Origin of the sequence: Paraburkholderia fungorum, assembly GCF_902833645.1 — a bacterium.
In the GTDB taxonomy this organism is placed as follows: Bacteria; Pseudomonadota; Gammaproteobacteria; order Burkholderiales; family Burkholderiaceae; genus Paraburkholderia; species Paraburkholderia fungorum.
The window spans coordinates 38372-55179 of the sequence record NZ_CADFGE010000004.1; the positions used below are offsets into that span (position 1 = coordinate 38372).

Annotated in this window: 16 protein-coding genes and 1 tRNA gene; 6 read left to right on the forward strand and 11 right to left on the reverse strand. The window is 62.4% G+C overall.

The window, feature by feature from the left end:
- Window positions 1-81: 81 nt before the first annotated feature.
- From coaE to HWX91_RS14685, 7 genes are all read right to left on the reverse strand, one after another.
- Window positions 82-684, reverse strand: coding sequence for a dephospho-CoA kinase (coaE, locus tag HWX91_RS14655; protein WP_028196479.1), 603 nt, complete (start codon window positions 682-684; stop codon window positions 82-84).
- A 3-nt stretch (window positions 685-687) separates the two neighbouring features.
- Entirely contained in the window at window positions 688-1629 is a 942-nt protein-coding gene (locus HWX91_RS14660; RefSeq protein ID WP_028196478.1) for a prepilin peptidase, read from the reverse strand.
- A 28-nt stretch (window positions 1630-1657) separates the two neighbouring features.
- Entirely contained in the window at window positions 1658-2884 is a 1227-nt protein-coding gene (locus tag HWX91_RS14665) for a type II secretion system F family protein (RefSeq protein WP_028196477.1), read from the reverse strand.
- On the reverse strand, window positions 2881-4188 hold the full coding sequence (locus HWX91_RS14670; RefSeq protein ID WP_028196476.1) for a GspE/PulE family protein: 1308 nt from the start codon (window positions 4186-4188) through the stop codon (window positions 2881-2883). Before HWX91_RS14670 ends, HWX91_RS14665 begins: the two co-directional genes overlap by 4 nt.
- Before the next feature lie 130 nt (window positions 4189-4318).
- A complete protein-coding gene (locus tag HWX91_RS14675) occupies window positions 4319-5623 on the reverse strand; it encodes an HlyC/CorC family transporter (protein WP_028196475.1) in 1305 nt (434 codons plus the stop codon).
- Between the two features lie 204 nt (window positions 5624-5827).
- Window positions 5828-5904, reverse strand: a tRNA-Pro gene (locus HWX91_RS14680).
- A 38-nt stretch (window positions 5905-5942) separates the two neighbouring features.
- Window positions 5943-6935, reverse strand: coding sequence for a polyprenyl synthetase family protein (locus HWX91_RS14685; RefSeq protein ID WP_028196474.1), 993 nt, complete (start codon window positions 6933-6935; stop codon window positions 5943-5945).
- Window positions 6936-7174: 239 nt separating this feature from the next.
- On the opposite strand from HWX91_RS14685, the gene rplU reads away from it, so the two are divergent.
- The 4 genes from rplU (at window position 7175) to proB (ending at window position 10326) form a co-directional block, all read left to right on the forward strand.
- A complete protein-coding gene (gene rplU / locus HWX91_RS14690; protein ID WP_007180329.1) occupies window positions 7175-7486 on the forward strand; it encodes a 50S ribosomal protein L21 in 312 nt (103 codons plus the stop codon).
- 25 nt (window positions 7487-7511) lie between these two features.
- Window positions 7512-7775 carry a 50S ribosomal protein L27 gene (rpmA, locus tag HWX91_RS14695; protein WP_007180330.1) on the forward strand — a complete coding sequence of 88 codons (264 nt, stop codon included), beginning with the start codon at window positions 7512-7514 and terminating at the stop codon, window positions 7773-7775.
- 229 nt (window positions 7776-8004) lie between these two features.
- Window positions 8005-9126 carry an Obg family GTPase CgtA gene (gene cgtA, locus HWX91_RS14700; RefSeq protein ID WP_028196473.1) on the forward strand — a complete coding sequence of 374 codons (1122 nt, stop codon included), beginning with the start codon at window positions 8005-8007 and terminating at the stop codon, window positions 9124-9126.
- Between the two features lie 81 nt (window positions 9127-9207).
- Window positions 9208-10326, forward strand: a complete 1119-nt coding sequence (gene proB / locus HWX91_RS14705; protein WP_028196472.1) for a glutamate 5-kinase — start codon at window positions 9208-9210, stop codon at window positions 10324-10326.
- Between the two features lie 126 nt (window positions 10327-10452).
- Here the strand turns inward: proB and HWX91_RS14710 are convergent, their stop codons facing one another.
- Complete coding sequence (locus tag HWX91_RS14710) at window positions 10453-11004, reverse strand: CNP1-like family protein (RefSeq protein WP_028196471.1); 552 nt, start codon at window positions 11002-11004, stop codon at window positions 10453-10455.
- 79 nt (window positions 11005-11083) lie between these two features.
- Window positions 11084-11830: an RNA pyrophosphohydrolase gene (locus HWX91_RS14715; protein WP_028196470.1), complete on the reverse strand. Its 747-nt coding sequence runs from the start codon at window positions 11828-11830 to the stop codon at window positions 11084-11086.
- Window positions 11831-12212: 382 nt separating this feature from the next.
- On the opposite strand from HWX91_RS14715, the gene HWX91_RS14720 reads away from it, so the two are divergent.
- Window positions 12213-13949, forward strand: coding sequence for a proline--tRNA ligase (locus tag HWX91_RS14720; RefSeq protein WP_028196469.1), 1737 nt, complete (start codon window positions 12213-12215; stop codon window positions 13947-13949).
- 11 nt (window positions 13950-13960) lie between these two features.
- Window positions 13961-14560, forward strand: coding sequence for a MarC family protein (locus HWX91_RS14725; RefSeq protein WP_028196468.1), 600 nt, complete (start codon window positions 13961-13963; stop codon window positions 14558-14560).
- A 140-nt stretch (window positions 14561-14700) separates the two neighbouring features.
- Here HWX91_RS14725 and HWX91_RS14730 read toward each other — a convergent pair whose 3' ends face one another.
- Complete coding sequence (locus HWX91_RS14730; protein WP_012434394.1) at window positions 14701-15252, reverse strand: hypoxanthine-guanine phosphoribosyltransferase; 552 nt, start codon at window positions 15250-15252, stop codon at window positions 14701-14703.
- A gap of 143 nt (window positions 15253-15395) precedes the next feature.
- Entirely contained in the window at window positions 15396-16763 is a 1368-nt protein-coding gene (gene ffh / locus HWX91_RS14735) for a signal recognition particle protein (protein WP_028196467.1), read from the reverse strand.
- Window positions 16764-16808: the final 45 nt, after the last annotated feature.

Genomic DNA, 16808 nt, shown 5'->3' on the forward strand with positions numbered 1-16808 from the left:
GAGCGCTTCGGCTCGCGTGCCGCCGCAAAGTTCAACAAAACTGTGTGTTCGGTACACCGCGGCCCATCACGGCCCGTGCGCTTATGCAGCGGTCAGTGCCAGATAGGCGCGATGCTGCGCGTCGACCTGCGCCTTGACCGCATCCAGCGGCGCGTTGTCGTTGTTGATGATGTCGTCGGCTGCGGCGAGGCGCGCTTCGCGCGTTGCCTGGCGGGCGATGATCGCGAGAACCTGTTCCCGGCTGAACCCGTTGCGGCTCATCACGCGCGCGATTTGCGTCTCGACGCTGCAATCGACCGTCAGCACACGGTTCACGCGCGTTCTCCAGTTGCCCGACTCCACCAGCAGCGGTACGACCACGATCACGTATGGCCCTTGCGCTTCACGCTGTTCGCGTTCGGTCTCCGCACGGATCAACGGATGCGTAATGCCTTCGAGGCGTTTGCGGGCACCGTCGTCGCTGAACACCAGCGTGCGCATGCGGGCGCGGTCGAGCGAGCCATCCGCGGCAACGAACGAATCGCCGAACTCCGCGGCGATCTGGGGCATTGCGATGCCGTGCGGCGCCGTAATGCGGTGCGCAACCACGTCGGTGTCGACAAGCGGTACGCCGTGCGCAGCGAACAGGTCGGCCACAGTGGATTTACCGCTGCCGATGCCGCCGGTCAGTCCCACAACAAACATGCTTCAGCCTCCCAAGGCCAGATAAAGCGGTGTGCCGAGAAACAGCGTAACAGCACCGCCCGCTGCGAGAAATGGCCCGAACGGCAGCGGCTCTTCAAAGCGCATGCGACCGCGCCATGTCGCCGCGAGGCCGACCACGGCACCGGTTACCGCCGCGATCAGGATGATCTGCGGAAGCGCTGCCCAGCCAAGCCATGCGCCGAGCGCAGCCAGCAGTTTGAAGTCACCATAACCCATCCCTTCAATGCCGCGCACCAGCCGGAACAGCCAATGCACGGCCCACAGCACGAGATAGCCGAAGATCGCGCCCAGCACGGCATCGTGGAGGCTTGCGAACACACCGTTGAAATTCACGATCAGGCCGGCCCACAGGAGCGGCAGCGTCATCGAGTCCGGCAGCAGATGCGTGTCGATGTCGATCGCGCTCATTGCCAGCAGCGCGGCGCATAGTCCGAAGGCGGCGAGTGCCGTGCCGGTCGGCCCATACAGTGCGAGCGCCCCTGCCGCGAAGGCTGCGGTGGCGATTTCGAGCAGCGGGTAGCGCAGGCTGATGCGAGTTTTGCACGCGGAGCAGCGTCCGCGTAACAGCAGGTAGCTCAGCACCGGCAGGTTTTCCCATGCGCTGAGCACGTGGTCGCAGTGCGGGCATGCGCTGCGTGGCACCCACAGGTTGTAGCGGGCGGGTAGGCCGTCGTTTTCAAGCGGTTGTTCGGTGGCCTCGCTGACCTCTTCGCGCCACGCGCGCTCCAGCATGATCGGCACGCGGTGCACCACCACGTTCAGGAAGCTGCCGATCACCAGGCCGAATACGATTGCGAATGCAATTTGCAGGCCTTCGGGCAAGCTGCCGAACGCGAGTTCGAGCCCCGTTGCCAAGTGGCCGGACAACAGACCCGAAAGCAGGCTGGAAGAGGTATCTGACACGAGCGGAATGGTGGCCTGCATATAAAAAGGGTGGGATGCGGCTGCGATGCTACACCACGTTGCCGAGTTGAATAATGGGAAGATACATCGCGATCACGAGGCCACCGACCAGCGTACCCAGCACGATGATGACAAGGGGCTCGCACAGACCCGAAAGCGTGCCGATCTTTTCGTCTACCTGACGATCGGCGAGCGACGCCACATCGATCAGCATGGTGTCGAGCGCTCCGGACTCCTCGGCAACCGCGACCGGTTGCACGACCTCAGGCGGAAAGCAGTGCGCTGCTCGCATTGCCGCGGCCAGCCGCTCGCCGCGCCGCAACCGCGCGGCAATCTCTACCGTGGCACGGTCGAAGAAAGCGTTGCCGGTGGCGTGAGTGAGTGAGTCGAACGCGTCCGCGAGTGGTGTGCCGGCTGAGAGCAAAGTGCCCAGCGCGCGACTCCAGCGCGCCGCGCACAAGGTCCGAAGCAATGGACCGGCGATCGGGATTGTCAGCGATGTGCGCGCGAACCGGATGCGCGCCGCTTCGGAACGTCGTAACAGAAATGTCACAGCCGACCCTGTTGCGACGGTCACCGCGACCAGAGGAATGCTCCAACGCGCGGCGCCTGCGGACAAAGCCAGCACGAACTGTGTTGGTGCGGGCAGCTTCGCCCCGAAGCCATCGAAGATCTGCTTGAAGGTGGGGACGACCCAGATCAGCAGCGCCGCGGTAATCGCTATGGCGAGTAACAGGATGGCGACCGGATAGGTCAGCGCCGCGCGCACCTTGGCCCGCTGCGCGGCGGCGCGTTCGCGGTCGTCGGCGAGCCGGGCGAGGATCGTTGGCAATGCGCCGGCCGCTTCGCCAACCTCGACGAGCTGACAGTACAAGGCATTGAACTGCGCCGGATGCCGCTGCAATGCCGCTGAGAACCGCAGGCCGCTGGTGATATCGCGCGCCAGCGCGCCGACGATTCGGGGCATGCCTTGCCGGGGCGAACCTTGCGCTTGCGCCAGCAGTTCCAGCGAGGGGGCGAGGGGCAAACCGGCGCGCAACAGGCTGGCAAGCTGGCGGGTGAATATCGTCACGTCGTTGGCGCGAGTTTTGGGGCGTGGTGCCGGCCCGCGAGCCGCCAGTTCGACGATGAACAGATTGTCGCGCTTGAGCATCGCGCGCGCGGCGCTGGCATCTGGCGCCACGAGTGCGCCACTTTGTTGCATGCCGTTGACGTCGACACCGCGCCATCTGAAGCGCAAATCGGCGGCTGACTGAGTAGGCGCGGCGGTGCTCATGCGACCTCGGTGGCGGCCAGCGCTTCAGAAAGGCTCGTCGTGCCGTCGCGCACACGCGCCAAGGCCGCGTCGCGCAAGGTGGCGACATGCTCAGCTTGTGCGAGCCGAGCCAACTCCAGGGTGCCCGCGCGTGCCACGATCAGCTCGCGCATCGCATCCGAGACAGGCATCACCTGGTGAACCCCGACGCGGCCGCGGTAGCCGATACCGTGGCAAGCGGAGCATCCGGCGGCGCCGAATGGTTGCCAGCCGTCGAGGTGCTCGTCGGCGAAGCCCGCTGCTCGCAGCGCCGCTGCCGATTGCGGCGCGGGGGCGCGGCACGCCACGCACAGCCGCCGCACCAGCCGCTGGGCCGTCACCATCTTTAGCGCGGCGGCCAGGTTGTACGGCTCGACGCCGATGTCGATCAGACGCGCGACGGCAGCAGGCGCGTCGTTCGTGTGCAAGGTGGACAGGACGAGGTGGCCGGTCTGCGCCGCCTTTACGGCGACGTCGGCGGTTTCGTCGTCGCGGATTTCGCCCACCATGATCACATCGGGGTCCTGACGGAGGAACGCGCGCAGCGCCAGCGCGAATGTCAGGCCGGCCTTTTCCCGCACACTCACCTGGTTGATCCCTGCCAATTGAATTTCCGCCGGATCTTCTACTGAGCACAGATTGCGTGCCTCGTCGTTGAGCATATGCAGGAAGCAGTACAACGACAGCGTCTTGCCGCTGCCGGTGGGCCCGGTGACGAGCACGAGGCCGTGCGGCGCGCGAATCGCCGCATCGACTGCTGCACGTTGCTTTGGATCGAGGCCCAATGAGTCGAGCGAAAGATCCGCGGGCAACGCGTCGAGTCTGCGCAGCACCAGCTTTTCTCCGAACAAGGTGGGCAGCGAGTTGACGCGGTAGTCTTCGACGCGGCCTGGCGAGGTGGCAAGACGCAGCCGGCCGTCCTGCGGTACGCGCCGCTCGGCGATATCCATGCGCGCCAGTACTTTCACCCGCGTGATGAATGCGTCGCGCAGATGCGCAGGGGGTGGGGGGATTTCGTGCAGCACGCCGTCGATGCGCAAACGCATGCGCCAGCCACGCTCGGCCGGTTCGATGTGCAGGTCCGATGCGTTACGGCGGGTTGCCTCCTGCAACGTATCGGTTAGCAGGCGTACCGCAGGCGCGCTGTCGGAATCGGTGGGGCCGGGCTCAAGCCTCGTGCCGACAGCGGCGTTGGCCGTAAAGCCGTTGGCCCTGGGTTTGAGTGAGCCTTCGCTATCGGCGGCAATCGCCCGCAGCGACGCCGCTTGTTGAAAAGAATCTTGCATGAGAGACCGGTGACAAGCCGCCTGTAGAACACGACGACCCCATCATCCGGGAAGGCCGCGGGCGCCACCATTCAGCCAATCGGCTAATGGTGCGCACCGCGTCCATGTGCAATGCTGCGGTGTGCCGTGCTTAGCCGCGCAGAGCCTTGACGGCTTTCGCACCCGCGCGAACAGGTGGTTTGAACAGCTTGACGGTACGGATCGCCTGGTCGTCGCTGCGCATTACCTCGAGTTTCACCTCGCCGATCTGAACGCACACGTCGCCATCGGGAATGTCTTCGAGTATTTCGAGAATCAGCCCGTTGAGCGTTTTGGGTCCGTCGGTCGGCAGGGTGAGATGCAGCCAGCGGTTCAGTTCGCGCAGGGGCATGCTGCCGGCAACGATACATTCGCCGTTCTCGTTCCAGCCGCCACGCGAATTGGCGCCACGCGGAATCGAGGTCGTGAACTCACCGATCAGTTCTTCGATGATGTCTTCCGGCGTGACCAGCCCCTGCAACTCGCCGTATTCGTTCACGACCAGCGCCGTGCGGTGACGGCTCTCCTGGAAGTACTGCAGTTGCTGGAATACCGGTGTACCGGACGGCACGAAATACGGTTCGGCCAGCAACTCGCGCAGCGTCTCGCGCTCCAGTTCCTGGTTGTGCAAGGCGGCCAGTGTTTTTCTCACGTGCAGCACACCAAGCACACGGTCGATGTCGCCCTGATAGACGATCAGCTTGTTGTGGTAGCAGGTTTCCAACTGGTGCAGGATCTGTTCGAACGGTGCGTCGAAGTCGAGCGCCTCGATACGGCGGCGCGGGATCATCACGTCGTCGACAGAGATGTTCTCGAGGTCGAACAGGTTCAACAGAATGCTGCGGTGCTTGGTCGGCATGAAGCTGCCTGATTCGAGCACGATGGTGCGCAGTTCTTCGGTGGAAAGCCGTTGGTCGTGCGCGCCTTTGGTGTTGATATGCAGGACGCGCAAGATCGTGTTCGCGAACAGATTGACGAACCAGACGAGTGGTTTGCCGATGCGCATCATCGGTGCGATCAGCAGGCTGGCCGGCAGCGCGATCTTCTCGGGGAACGTAGCGCCGACGATTTTCGGCGTGATTTCCGCGAACACGATAATCAGAAACGCGACGATGCCGGTCGCGATCGACAACACCACGTTGTTACGGCCGAACGTATGCAGCGCGATCGAGGTGGTGAGCACCGGGATGATGGTGTTGAACAGATTGTTGCCGATCAGGACCACGCTCAACAACTGGTCGGTATGCGCCAGCAGACCCTGAGTGGTCTTCGCGCCGAGCGCATTCTTGTTGGCAAGGTGTTTCAGGCGATGGCGGTTGATCGCCATCATCGCCGTTTCGGAAATCGAAAAGAAGCTGGAGCAGATAAGCAGCAGAAAGACGGCGCCGATCTGCGCCCATAAGGGAAGTTGTTCCACGCGTCGTGAAGGGTAGGGAAGGGATGGAGAGAATATAGCAGAGGGGGCCGGGCGAACCGGTGGGCGGATGAAGCAGCAATGCCGCGGTAGCCGATCGCCCACAAACGCAAGGCATCGATCGGTCGCTCGAAATTGCGACTCAAAAACAAAAAACCGCCAAGCAAGCTGGGCGGTTTTTCGGGCCTTGAACTAACAAGGCAAATCTGGTCGGGGTGAGAGGATTCGAACCTCCGGCCTCTACGTCCCGAACGTAGCGCTCTACCAGGCTAAGCTACACCCCGATCTGTACTGCTGGACTCTTACGGTGTTTCAGTCTCGTTCAAGACTGTCTTGCCGTCGAGTAAGAACATAATTCTAGCAGGCTATCTTTGAAAATGGAATCGGGAAACGAAGAAATTGCTGCAGCCGCGGCAAGCGCTTCCTGCTTCGCGCACTCCAGCGTGTGGTCGAGCGCGCCGGAACGCGTGATCGCTTCGAAAATGGTGTCGAAACGGGCCGTGCCGCCCTGCTCGATGGCTTCTCGTGCAAGCGCCGACTGTTCAGGTGTGCCGCGCTCGATCAGATAAATCAACGGGAGTGTGGGTTTGCCTTCGCGCAGATCGTCGCCGGCGTTCTTGCCCATTGACTCGGCCGTGCCGGTGTAATCGAGCCAATCGTCCATGATCTGGAAGGCCGTGCCGATGCGGCGGCCGAATTCCGCCGCCGCGGCTTCCGTTTTTGCATCCGAACCGGCCAGCACAGCGCCAAGCTGGGCGGCGGCTTCGAACAGCTTGGCAGTCTTGTAGCGGATCACCTGCATGTAGCGCGCTTCGTCGACGTCGGCGTCATGCATGTTCAGCAATTGCAGCACTTCCCCTTCGGAAATGATGTTGGTCGCCTCCGACAGGATTTCCATCACCCGCATCTTGCCCACGCCAACCATCATCTGGAACGAGCGCGAGTACAGGAAGTCGCCAACCAGCACGCTTGCGGCGTTGCCGAACAGCGCATTGGCGGTCTGGCGGCCGCGCCGCAGATCGGATTCGTCGACCACGTCGTCGTGCAGCAGCGTGGCCGTGTGGATGAACTCCACCACGGCGGCCAGTTCGTGCCGATGCCCGGTGGTCTCGCCCAGGGCGCCCGCCACCAGCAGCAGCAGGGCGGGCCGCAGCCGCTTGCCGCCGGCACTGATGATGTACTCGGAGATCTGATTGATCAGCATCACGTCGGACGCCAGACGGTGCCGTATGACGCGATTGACCTGCTGCATGTCTTCGGCGATCGGAGCGAGCAGGCTGGCGGCGTTGGAGGAGGGGGTGGCAGTCGACGACATGATGGCTGAATTGGGTAGTGCCGCGAATTATAAGGCGAATCGCGGCAGTTCCGGGTCGCCCGCTGCGGCTCGGCACGACGCAGACCGCGGATGGGCCGCTGCCGGGGCTGCCCGGCAGCGACGCCGGGCGTCGCGCGCGGTGACTCTCAATGAGTTTTGACCGAGCAGCTAACTCTATGTATAATCACGGGTTTCCGCGCGCGGTGCGTGGGAAAAATGAACACAGAGTGAGGTTCTCAATGTACGCGGTCATAAAAACCGGTGGCAAGCAGTATAAAGTTGCCGTCGGCGAAAAACTTAAAGTAGAACAGATACCGGCAGACATTGACGCTGAAATCACGCTCGACCAGGTTCTCGCAGTGGGCGAAGGCGAATCGATTAAGTTCGGTACGCCGCTGGTCAGTGGGGCTTCCGTCAAGGCTACCGTCGTGTCGCAAGGTCGTCACGCAAAAGTGACCATCTTCAAGATGCGTCGCCGGAAGCACTACCAGAAGCATGGCGGCCACCGCCAGAACTATACCGAACTGCGCATCGACGCGATCAACGCGTAAGCGCAACGGTTAAGGAGCAAATCAAATGGCACACAAAAAGGCAGGCGGATCATCCCGCAACGGCCGCGACTCTGAATCGAAGCGTCTCGGCGTCAAGGTCTACGGCGGTCAGGCTATCAACGCTGGCGGCATCATCGTTCGCCAGCGTGGCACGCGTATGCACCCGGGCGAAAACGTCGGTATCGGCAAGGATCACACCTTGTTCGCGCTGACGGACGGCCACGTCAATTTCTCGACGAAGGGCGCAGCGAAGAAGCACATGGTCAACGTCGTCCCGGCAGCAGTCTGAGCTTACTCAGGCACGGGCTTCAGGACCGGAAAAAGGCCCCGCGAAGTTCGCGGGGCTTTTTTTATTGCAGCGCTTTTTGTCCGAAGAATTAGCGGATTGCATGGCCATCTCGGCGCGGTTAGCCGATCGGCCGATTGCCCACCGCACGGCGGGCGCGGCAAAATAGCAGCATCTGAAAGCATCAACCCAGCAGCACCATCTAGCAGCACACCACGGGACGGAGTTACGCATGAAGTTCATTGACGAAGCGAGGATTGAAGTCATCGCCGGCGACGGAGGGGATGGCAGCGCGTCGATGCGCCGCGAGAAATTCGTTCCGTTCGGCGGCCCGGATGGCGGCGACGGCGGCCGGGGCGGCAGCGTGATCGCGGTCGCAGACCGCAACATCAACACGCTGATCGACTACCGCTACGCGAAAAAACATTTGGCGCGCAACGGCGAAAACGGCCGTGGCGCGGACTGCTACGGCAAGGGCGGCGACGATATCACGCTGCGCATGCCGGTCGGCACGACCATTACCGATATGGAAACCGGCGAGCTGATCGCCGACCTGACCGAGCACAACCAGAGCGTGCAGATCGCGCAAGGGGGCGCGGGTGGTCTTGGTAACCTGCATTTCAAATCCAGTACGAACCGCGCGCCGCGTCAGAAAACCGACGGCAAGCCCGGCGAGCGCCGCATGGTACGCCTCGAGCTGAAGGTGCTGGCCGACGTCGGTCTGCTCGGCATGCCGAACGCCGGCAAGTCGACCTTCATCGCGTCGGTGTCGAACGCGCGGCCGAAGATCGCGGATTACCCGTTCACCACGCTCGCGCCGAATCTCGGCGTGGTGCGTGTCGGGCCGAGCCGCAGCTTCGTGATTGCCGATATTCCCGGCCTGATCGAAGGCGCGGCGGAAGGTGCCGGCCTCGGCCACCAGTTCCTGCGTCACCTGCAGCGTACGGGCCTGTTGTTGCATATCGTCGACCTTGCACCGTTTGACGAGTCTGTCGATCCGGTGGCGGAAGCCAAGGCGATCGTCAACGAACTGCGCAAGTACGACGAACTGCTGTATGAGAAACCCCGCTGGCTCGTGCTGAACAAGCTCGACATGGTGCCGGAAGACGAGCGCGAAGCGCGGGTGTCGGCGTTCCTCGAAGGCTTCGGCTGGGACGGCCCGGTGTTCGAAATCTCGGCGCTGACCGGCCAGGGCTGCGAGAGCCTTTGCTATGCGATATATGACCACATCGCCGCGCATTCGGACGCACAGCGCGCGGCCGAAGCAGAAGATCTCGCAGCCGACGTGCGCTTCCGCGAGAAGCCAGAAGCGCCGGCCGCTGCTGCGGACGACGTCGGTAGCGACCCGCAGTAATAAGTACAAGCCTGAGCGCCGGCGCCTGCAAGGGCTGCCGGCATGCAATGCATCACGCGTCATCCCGGGAGACCGCGCACAATGCGTTCAGTCATCGCAGATTCACGGCGATTGGTAGTGAAAGTCGGCTCGAGCCTCGTCACTAATGACGGGCGCGGCCTCGATCATGCTGCAATCGGCCGCTGGGCCGCTCAGATTGCCGCACTGCGCGCGCAAGGCAAGGAAGTGGTGCTGGTCAGTTCGGGCGCCATTGCAGAAGGCATGCAGCGCCTTGGCTGGACCAAACGGCCACGCGAAATCGACGAATTGCAGGCGGCTGCAGCGGTCGGTCAAATGGGTCTCGCGCAAGTCTACGAAAGCCGCTTTGCCGAGCATTCGATCCAGACCGCGCAAATTCTGCTGACCCACGCCGATCTGGCCGATCGCGAACGCTATCTGAACGCCCGGTCCACGTTGCTGACGTTGCTGCGCTTGGGCGTTGTGCCGATCATCAACGAGAACGACACGGTCGTTACCGACGAAATCAAGTTCGGCGACAACGACACCTTGGGCGCACTGGTTGCGAACCTGATCGAAGGCGATGCGCTCGTTATCCTCACCGATCAGCAAGGGCTTTTTACCGCCGATCCGCGTAAGGATCCGCGCGCGACGCTTGTGCAGCAAGCCGATGCCGGTGCGCCGGAGCTCGAAGCAATGGCGGGCGGCGCGGGTTCGAGCCTGGGCCGCGGCGGCATGCTGACCAAGATTCTTGCCGCCAAACGCGCGGCGCACAGCGGCGCCAATACGGTGATCGCGAGCGGTCGCGAAGCTGACGTGTTGTCACGGCTGGCTTCGGGCGAGGCGATCGGCACGCAGTTGATCGCGCGCACCGCACGCATGGCAGCGCGCAAGCAATGGATGGCCGATCACTTGCAAGTGCGCGGCCACGTAGTGATCGACGACGGTGCCGTCGAAAAGCTGATCGAAGGCGGCAAGAGCTTGCTGCCGATCGGCATCGTCGGTGTGCAGGGCGCGTTTGCGCGTGGCGAGGTGATCGCCTGTTTGAGCGCGGCCGGACGTGAAGTCGCGCGGGGCCTGACCAACTACAGTAGTACGGAAACCAAGCTGATCCAGCGACGTCCGAGCGGCGAGATTGAATCGGTGCTCGGCTATATGCTGGAGCCTGAGGTGATCCACCGCGACAATCTTGTGCTGGTCTGAATCCCCGGCAAGACCCACACCGGAGCCGAACGACAGACAAAAAAGCCGTTCCAGCGTGAGCTGGAACGGCTTTTTTACGTCAGCGGCGGCTTCCGGAGAAAATGGAAACCATGCGCGAAAACTGTCTTAATGAATCAGCGAGGTCTGCGTGCGTTTGTAGCGGATGTTCTCGACGATCTGCTTTGCAGAGCCCGTGGGCATCTTGTTCGCGCAGAAGTAATCCTGATACAGCGTTGCCTGATAGGCATTCAGCGCGCCATTCTCGATGCGCCTGAAGTCGTTGGCGACGGTTTCATCCCAGCCGTCGTGATCGGCGTTCAGCCCCGCATATTGGCGCCATTCATACGTGTCGCAGCGAATTCCTTCGTAGTTCACGTTGCGCGCGCCGCTCGGGCTGGTGACGACGACGGTGTAACGCACCACGCCGTCGGTGCCGACGCTAAGCGAATTTTTATCGACCGCGAAGTGCAGCGGCGTGTTACCGGAAACCTCGAAAGGCAGCAGATTGGAGTCTTGCGGTAGCGGCGGCAAGGTGTCCACCTTGTTTTCAACCCAGTTGCTCGGCCGGTCCAGCAGATAGGCAAACGCGCTGTCGTCTTTATTCGTGGGTTTGCTGGCGCAACCAGCCAGCAGGGCGCCGGTGGCGACGCACGCCACGACGAGAGCAAGTGCTTTCAATATGATTTCCTCGAAAGACGGGTGCGGCTCGTTGATGAGCCACACCCGCGGAGGCGGCGTGGACGGCCGCACAGAGTTGTTAATTGCGTACGCCGGGGCGAAACAGCGAGCCGGCGGCCGTTTCGCGATCCGATTCGTCTTCGTGTGCCGGCGCGGAGCCCAGTTCGGCTACCGACCCGGAACCCGGACCGCAATCAGACGCGATCGTCGTGTGAATCGACGTTTCGATGCTGAGGGTGGTCACCGAGGTGGTGACCGTCATCATCGTCGAATCCGGCGGACTTTCCATTGACGGCGCTATCCGGGGATAGCGAGGCCCATGGTGTCCGCCAGGTTTTTCCGCACGCGGCGCAGCCCGGCGCATGAAACGGGATAGCTCCGTCAGCGCCAACTGATACACATCCCGCTTGAACTCGATCACACAGTCGAGTGGCACCCAGTACTCGTTCCAGCGCCACGCATCGAACTCCGGGTGGTCGGTGGCGCGCAAGCATATGTCGCAATCGCGTCCAACCATCCGAAGCAAAAACCAGATTTGCTTCTGGCCGCGGTAATGACCGCGTACTTCGCGCTTGATGAACTTGTCAGGCACCTCATAACGCAACCAGTCGCGCGTGCGACCGATCACCTTGACGTGCTCAGGAAGCAGCCCGGTTTCTTCGTGTAACTCCCGATACATCGCTTGCACGGGGGTCTCTCCGTACTTGATGCCCCCTTGCGGAAACTGCCAGGAATGTTCACGGAGCCGTTTGCCCCAAAACACCTCGTTGTGCGCGTTCAAGAGGATGATGCCGACGTTCGGGCGAAAGCCTTCACGATCCAGCATACAACCACCTTCGAATCCTTTAAAATTGCTTTGATTATAAACAGATAACGGACCCGACGCACCGATTCGCACCAGATTGGAACGATTCGCCGCAAAAGGCCCGCGTTTGCGGTAGCCTGTCTGTCTTTCCGTGCCTTATCCCTTGCTGCAAAGGCTTTGCGCGGCAGCTTCAATGCTGCGATTGGGCCGGTTTTGCCGGGGTTTTGCCTGGTATGCGCAGACCGTTTGCCGCATCTGAGCCGGGTTTTGGCCGGGTCCTGGCGAGCCGTTGGCCTGGCGTTCGGCGAGTCCGAGCCGGCCTCAAGCCGGGTCTGTAAAGATTTCCCCACCGTTTTCACCTTTCGGGCGGTCCCTCCGGAGCCGCCGCTTTTGGAAAATCTGAATGAAAGCTTCCCGTTTCTTTATCGGCACGCTGAAAGAAGCGCCCGCCGACGCCGAGATCGTCAGCCACAAGCTCATGGTGCGTGCGGGCATGATCCGCCGTGTCGCTGGCGGTATTTACAACTACCTGCCGGTCGGCCTGCGTTCGATCCGCAAGGTGGAAGCCATCGTGCGCGAAGAAATGAATCGGGCAGGCGCGATCGAACTGTTGATGCCGGCAGTGCAGCCGGCCGAGCTGTGGCAGGAATCGGGCCGTTGGGAAAAATACGGCCCCGAACTGCTGCGCTTCAAGGATCGCAAGCAATCCGATTTCGTGATCGGACCGACTCACGAAGAAGTGGTCACGGATATCGCGCGCGGCCAGATCAAGAGCTATCGCCAGTTGCCCGTGAACTTCTATCAGATCCAGACGAAGTTCCGTGACGAGATCCGCCCGCGTTTTGGCGTGATGCGCGGCCGCGAGTTCATCATGAAAGACGCTTACTCGTTCGACAAGGACGCGGAAGGCCTGCGCGAGTCGTATCGCAAGATGTACGACGCGTACGTGCGGATCTTCACGCGCCTTGGTCTGGATTTCCGCGCAGTGGCGGCGGACAACGGTTCGATCGGCGGCAGCGGTTCGCATGAATTCCACGTGATCGCCGACACCGGTGAAGACGCGATCGCCTATTGCCCGACCTCGGATTTCGCGGCAAACGTTGAAGCGGCCGAAGCGTTGCCGCTGTACGCGCAACGCGCGGCGCCGACCGAGGAAATGAAGAAGACCGCAACGCCGGGCAAAGCAAAATGCGAGGCCGTGGCCGAGCTGCTGAACATCCCGCTCGAGCGCACGATCAAGTCGATCGTCCTCGCCACGGAGAACGAAGGCGCCGAGCCGACCATCTGGTTGCTGATGCTGCGCGGCGATCATGAACTCAACGAGATCAAGGCAAGCAAGCTGCCCGGTCTGGCGGATTTCCGCATGGCGACCGAAGCCGAGATCATTGAGACCTTCGGTACGCCGCCGGGTTACCTCGGCCCGCTCAACACGAAGAAGCCGATCAAGGTCGTTGCGGATCGCACGGTCGCGAACATGAGCGACTTCGTGGTGGGCTCGAACGAAGTGGATTTCCACACCACCGGCGTGAACTGGGGCCGCGATCTGCCGGAGCCGGTTGTTGCCGATATCCGCAATGTGAAGAAGGGCGACCCGTCGCCGGACGGCAAGGGCGTGATCGACATCTGCCGCGGTATCGAAGTCGGCCACGTGTTCCAGCTCGGCAAGAAGTATTCGGAAGCGATGAACGCGACCTGCCTCGACGAGACCGGCAAGCCGCAGCCGATGGAAATGGGCTGCTACGGCATCGGCGTTACGCGTATTCTGGGCGCGGCGATCGAACAGAATTTCGACGACAAGGGCATCATCTGGCCGGAATCGATCGCCCCGTTCGAAGTCGTGCTGTGCCCGATGGGTTACGACCGTAGCGAAGCCGTGCGCGAGCAGGCCGACAAGCTGTACGCGGAGTTGCTCGAAGCGGGTGTCGACGTGATCCTCGACGATCGCGGCGAACGCCCGGGCGTGATGTTCGCTGACTGGGAGCTGATTGGCGTGCCGCATCGTCTGGTGATTGGCGACCGTGGTCTCAAGGACGGCAAGCTCGAGTATCAAGGCCGCCGCGACGCTGAAGCGACGCTGCTGCCGGTCGAAGACGCCGCCCAAACGGTGATCGGCAAGGTTCGCGCCGCGTTGGCACGCTAGGCGGACTCGAGGTGGAATACACCTTTCTGTCCGCGACAGTCCTGCTGATTCTGATCACCGACCCGCTCGGCAACATCCCGCTCTTCATTAGCTGTTTGCGTGGGGTGGCGCCGAAGCGGCGCACGGTCGTCATCCTCCGTGAGGTGGCGATCGCCTTCGCGATCCTGCTGGTGTTCATGGTGGTCGGCGACCGCTTCCTGCGCATGATGAGTCTGACTGACCAGTCGTTGCGCATCGGCGGTGGAATCGTGCTGTTTCTGATCGCGCTCAGGATGGTGTTTCCGCATCCAGACGGTCCGTTCGGCGGCGACACGCGCGGTGGTGAGCCGCTCATCGTGCCGCTCGCCATTCCGGCGCTGGCGGGCCCGTCGGCGCTTGCAACGGTGATGCTGCTGACGTCGCAGGCGCCGGGCAAGATGTTCGAGTGGATCGGCGCGCTGACCGTCACGATGCTTGTCTGTGCGGTCGTGCTGATGCTGGCGGAGCGGATTCAGGCGTGGCTCGGCGAGCGCGCAATGATGGCTTTCGAGCGCTTGATGGGGCTGGTGCTGGTGGCCATCTCAGTGGAGATGATGCTCGGCGGTATCCGGTCGTTCGTGCATCAGCTTTGAGTCGGCCGAGAGGGTGCGGTGCGGGTAGAGCCGCGCTTTGCATCGATCCCAGCAAACAAAAAAGCGGCCGCTGGCCGCTTTTTTGCACGCTTTTTGCACTTAACCGCGTCATCAAACGCGGCTCCTGTTGCATGCGCCGCTCAGGCGCCTTCGGTCAACGCCCGGATAGTCGGGAGGTTGCGCCAGTAGCCTTTGGCATCCATCCCGCAGCCGAACACATAGCGGTCCGGCACTTCGAAACCGCAGTAATCCGGGCGCAGCGGCTTGGCCTTCGGAATGATCTTCTCGCACAACACCGCGCTCAGGAAGCGCTTCGCGCCCATCGCGAGAATGCGGTCGCGGATCGCGGCCATTGTCTCGCCTTCGTCGAGGATGTCGTCGAGCACCAGCACGACACGATCCTTCACCGACTCAGCCGGCGCCACGCGCCACTGCATCTCGTTGCCGCCCTTGGTGGTGTTGCGATAGCGGGTCAGATGGATGTAGTCGAATTCGAGCGGAAAATCGAGGTGCGGCAGCAGCATGCCGGTGAACACCGCCGCGCCACCCATGACCGACAGCACGAGCGGGAAGTCCTCGCTCATCTCGTTGCGGATGGCGGCAGCCATGCCGCTGATCGACGCGTTGACGTCGTCGGCCGAAACGATTTCTTCGGAGTGGCTGAAAATATGGAGAGCTTCTTCGCGGTTCATGACGTCTGACGGGCGGTAACTGTATACATAGTGTGGGTGAGAACGACGGCCGGCGGTACAGAATAAACCCGCACAAATCCGGAGTCAGCCGCGCGTGCCGTGGTTCTTGTACGAAAGCACGCGCGCCGCCGTCTTGCTAAAGCTTAGCGCATGCCGGGCATCATGCCCTTCATGCCGCGCATCATCTTTTGCAGATTGCCGCCCTTCAGCTTTTTCATCATCGTGCGCATCTGGTCGTACTGATTCAGCATGCGGTTGACTTCCTGCACCTGCACGCCCGCGCCCGCGGCGATGCGGCGCTTGCGGGTGGCCTTGATCAGGTCGGGCTTCGCGCGCTCCAGCGGCGTCATTGAATTGATGATGCCTTCCATGCGGCGCATCTGCTTCTCGGCCTGGCCCATGTCGGCACCGGCGGCGGCTTGCTGGAACTGGGCCGGCAGTTTGTCCATCAGTGACGACAGGCCGCCCATGCCCTTCATCTGGGTCAGCTGTGCGCGGAAATCGTTGAGGTCGAAGTCGCCGCCTTTCTTGACCTTGTCGGCGAGCTTCTGCGCGGCCTGAACGTCCACGCCGCGTTGCGCTTCTTCGACGAGGGCAAGAATGTCGCCCATGCCGAGAATCCGGTTCGCCATCCGATCCGGATAGAAGATTTCGAGGCCGTCGAGCTTTTCGGCGACGCCGACGAACTTGATCGGCTTGCCCGTCACGTGACGTACGGAGAGTGCCGCGCCGCCGCGTGAGTCGCCGTCAAGCTTGGTGAGGACCACGCCGGTGAGCGGCAAGGCGTCGCTAAATGCCTTCGCGGTGTTGACCGCGTCCTGGCCGAGCATCGCGTCGACTACGAACAGCGTTTCCGCCGGTTTCAGCTCGCTGTGCAGTGCGGCGATTTCCTGCATCATCGCCTCGTCGATACCCAGACGGCCGGCCGTGTCGACCAGCAGCACGTCGTGGTAGTGGCGCTTGGCCCAGTCCACCGCGGCGCGCGCGATATCTACCGGCTTCTGATCCGGTTCCGACGGGAAGAAATCCGCACCGACCTGTTCCGTCACCATCTTCAACTGCGCGATAGCAGCCGGACGGTAAACGTCGCACGAGACCGTCAGGACTTTCTTCTTGTACTTTTCGCGCAGGAGCTTGGCGAGCTTGCCGACCGTGGTCGTTTTACCGGCGCCCTGCAGACCTGCCATCAAAATGACGGCCGGCGGCGTGACGGCGAGGTTCAGTTCGACCGCCTTGCCTTCATAGTCGCCGCCGATCACCGCGGTCAGCTCGCGCTGCACCACGCCGACCAGCGCCTGACCTGGCGACAGGCTGCTGATGACCTCTTCGCCGAGCGCCTTTTCCTTCACCTTGGCGATGAACTCGCGCACGACGGGCAGCGCCACGTCCGCCTCGAGAAGTGCCAGGCGCACTTCGCGCAGCATTTCCTGGGTGTTCGCCTCGGTGAGCCGGGCTTCGCCGCGCAGCGTCTTGACGACGCGCGCCATCCGTTGAGTCAGATTGTCGAGCATGGGGAGCGATGAACAGTGCGGCCGGAGCAGGGCGCGATGCGGGAG

What these genes read in the sequence shown, in the direction of transcription:
- coaE (WP_028196479.1), bottom strand. Translation starts at nt 684, where the DNA reads ATGTTTGTTGTGGGACTGACCGGCGGCATCGGCAGCGGTAAATCCACT.
- HWX91_RS14660 (WP_028196478.1), bottom strand. Translation starts at nt 1,629, where the DNA reads ATGCAGGCCACCATTCCGCTCGTGTCAGATACCTCTTCCAGCCTGCTT.
- HWX91_RS14665 (WP_028196477.1), bottom strand. Translation starts at nt 2,884, where the DNA reads ATGAGCACCGCCGCGCCTACTCAGTCAGCCGCCGATTTGCGCTTCAGA.
- HWX91_RS14670 (WP_028196476.1), bottom strand. Translation starts at nt 4,188, where the DNA reads ATGCAAGATTCTTTTCAACAAGCGGCGTCGCTGCGGGCGATTGCCGCC.
- HWX91_RS14685 (WP_028196474.1), bottom strand. Translation starts at nt 6,935, where the DNA reads ATGTCGTCGACTGCCACCCCCTCCTCCAACGCCGCCAGCCTGCTCGCT.
- rplU (WP_007180329.1), top strand. Translation starts at nt 7,175, where the DNA reads ATGTACGCGGTCATAAAAACCGGTGGCAAGCAGTATAAAGTTGCCGTC.
- rpmA (WP_007180330.1), top strand. Translation starts at nt 7,512, where the DNA reads ATGGCACACAAAAAGGCAGGCGGATCATCCCGCAACGGCCGCGACTCT.
- cgtA (WP_028196473.1), top strand. Translation starts at nt 8,005, where the DNA reads ATGAAGTTCATTGACGAAGCGAGGATTGAAGTCATCGCCGGCGACGGA.
- proB (WP_028196472.1), top strand. Translation starts at nt 9,208, where the DNA reads ATGCGTTCAGTCATCGCAGATTCACGGCGATTGGTAGTGAAAGTCGGC.
- HWX91_RS14715 (WP_028196470.1), bottom strand. Translation starts at nt 11,830, where the DNA reads ATGCTGGATCGTGAAGGCTTTCGCCCGAACGTCGGCATCATCCTCTTG.
- HWX91_RS14720 (WP_028196469.1), top strand. Translation starts at nt 12,213, where the DNA reads ATGAAAGCTTCCCGTTTCTTTATCGGCACGCTGAAAGAAGCGCCCGCC.
- HWX91_RS14730 (WP_012434394.1), bottom strand. Translation starts at nt 15,252, where the DNA reads ATGAACCGCGAAGAAGCTCTCCATATTTTCAGCCACTCCGAAGAAATC.
- ffh (WP_028196467.1), bottom strand. Translation starts at nt 16,763, where the DNA reads ATGCTCGACAATCTGACTCAACGGATGGCGCGCGTCGTCAAGACGCTG.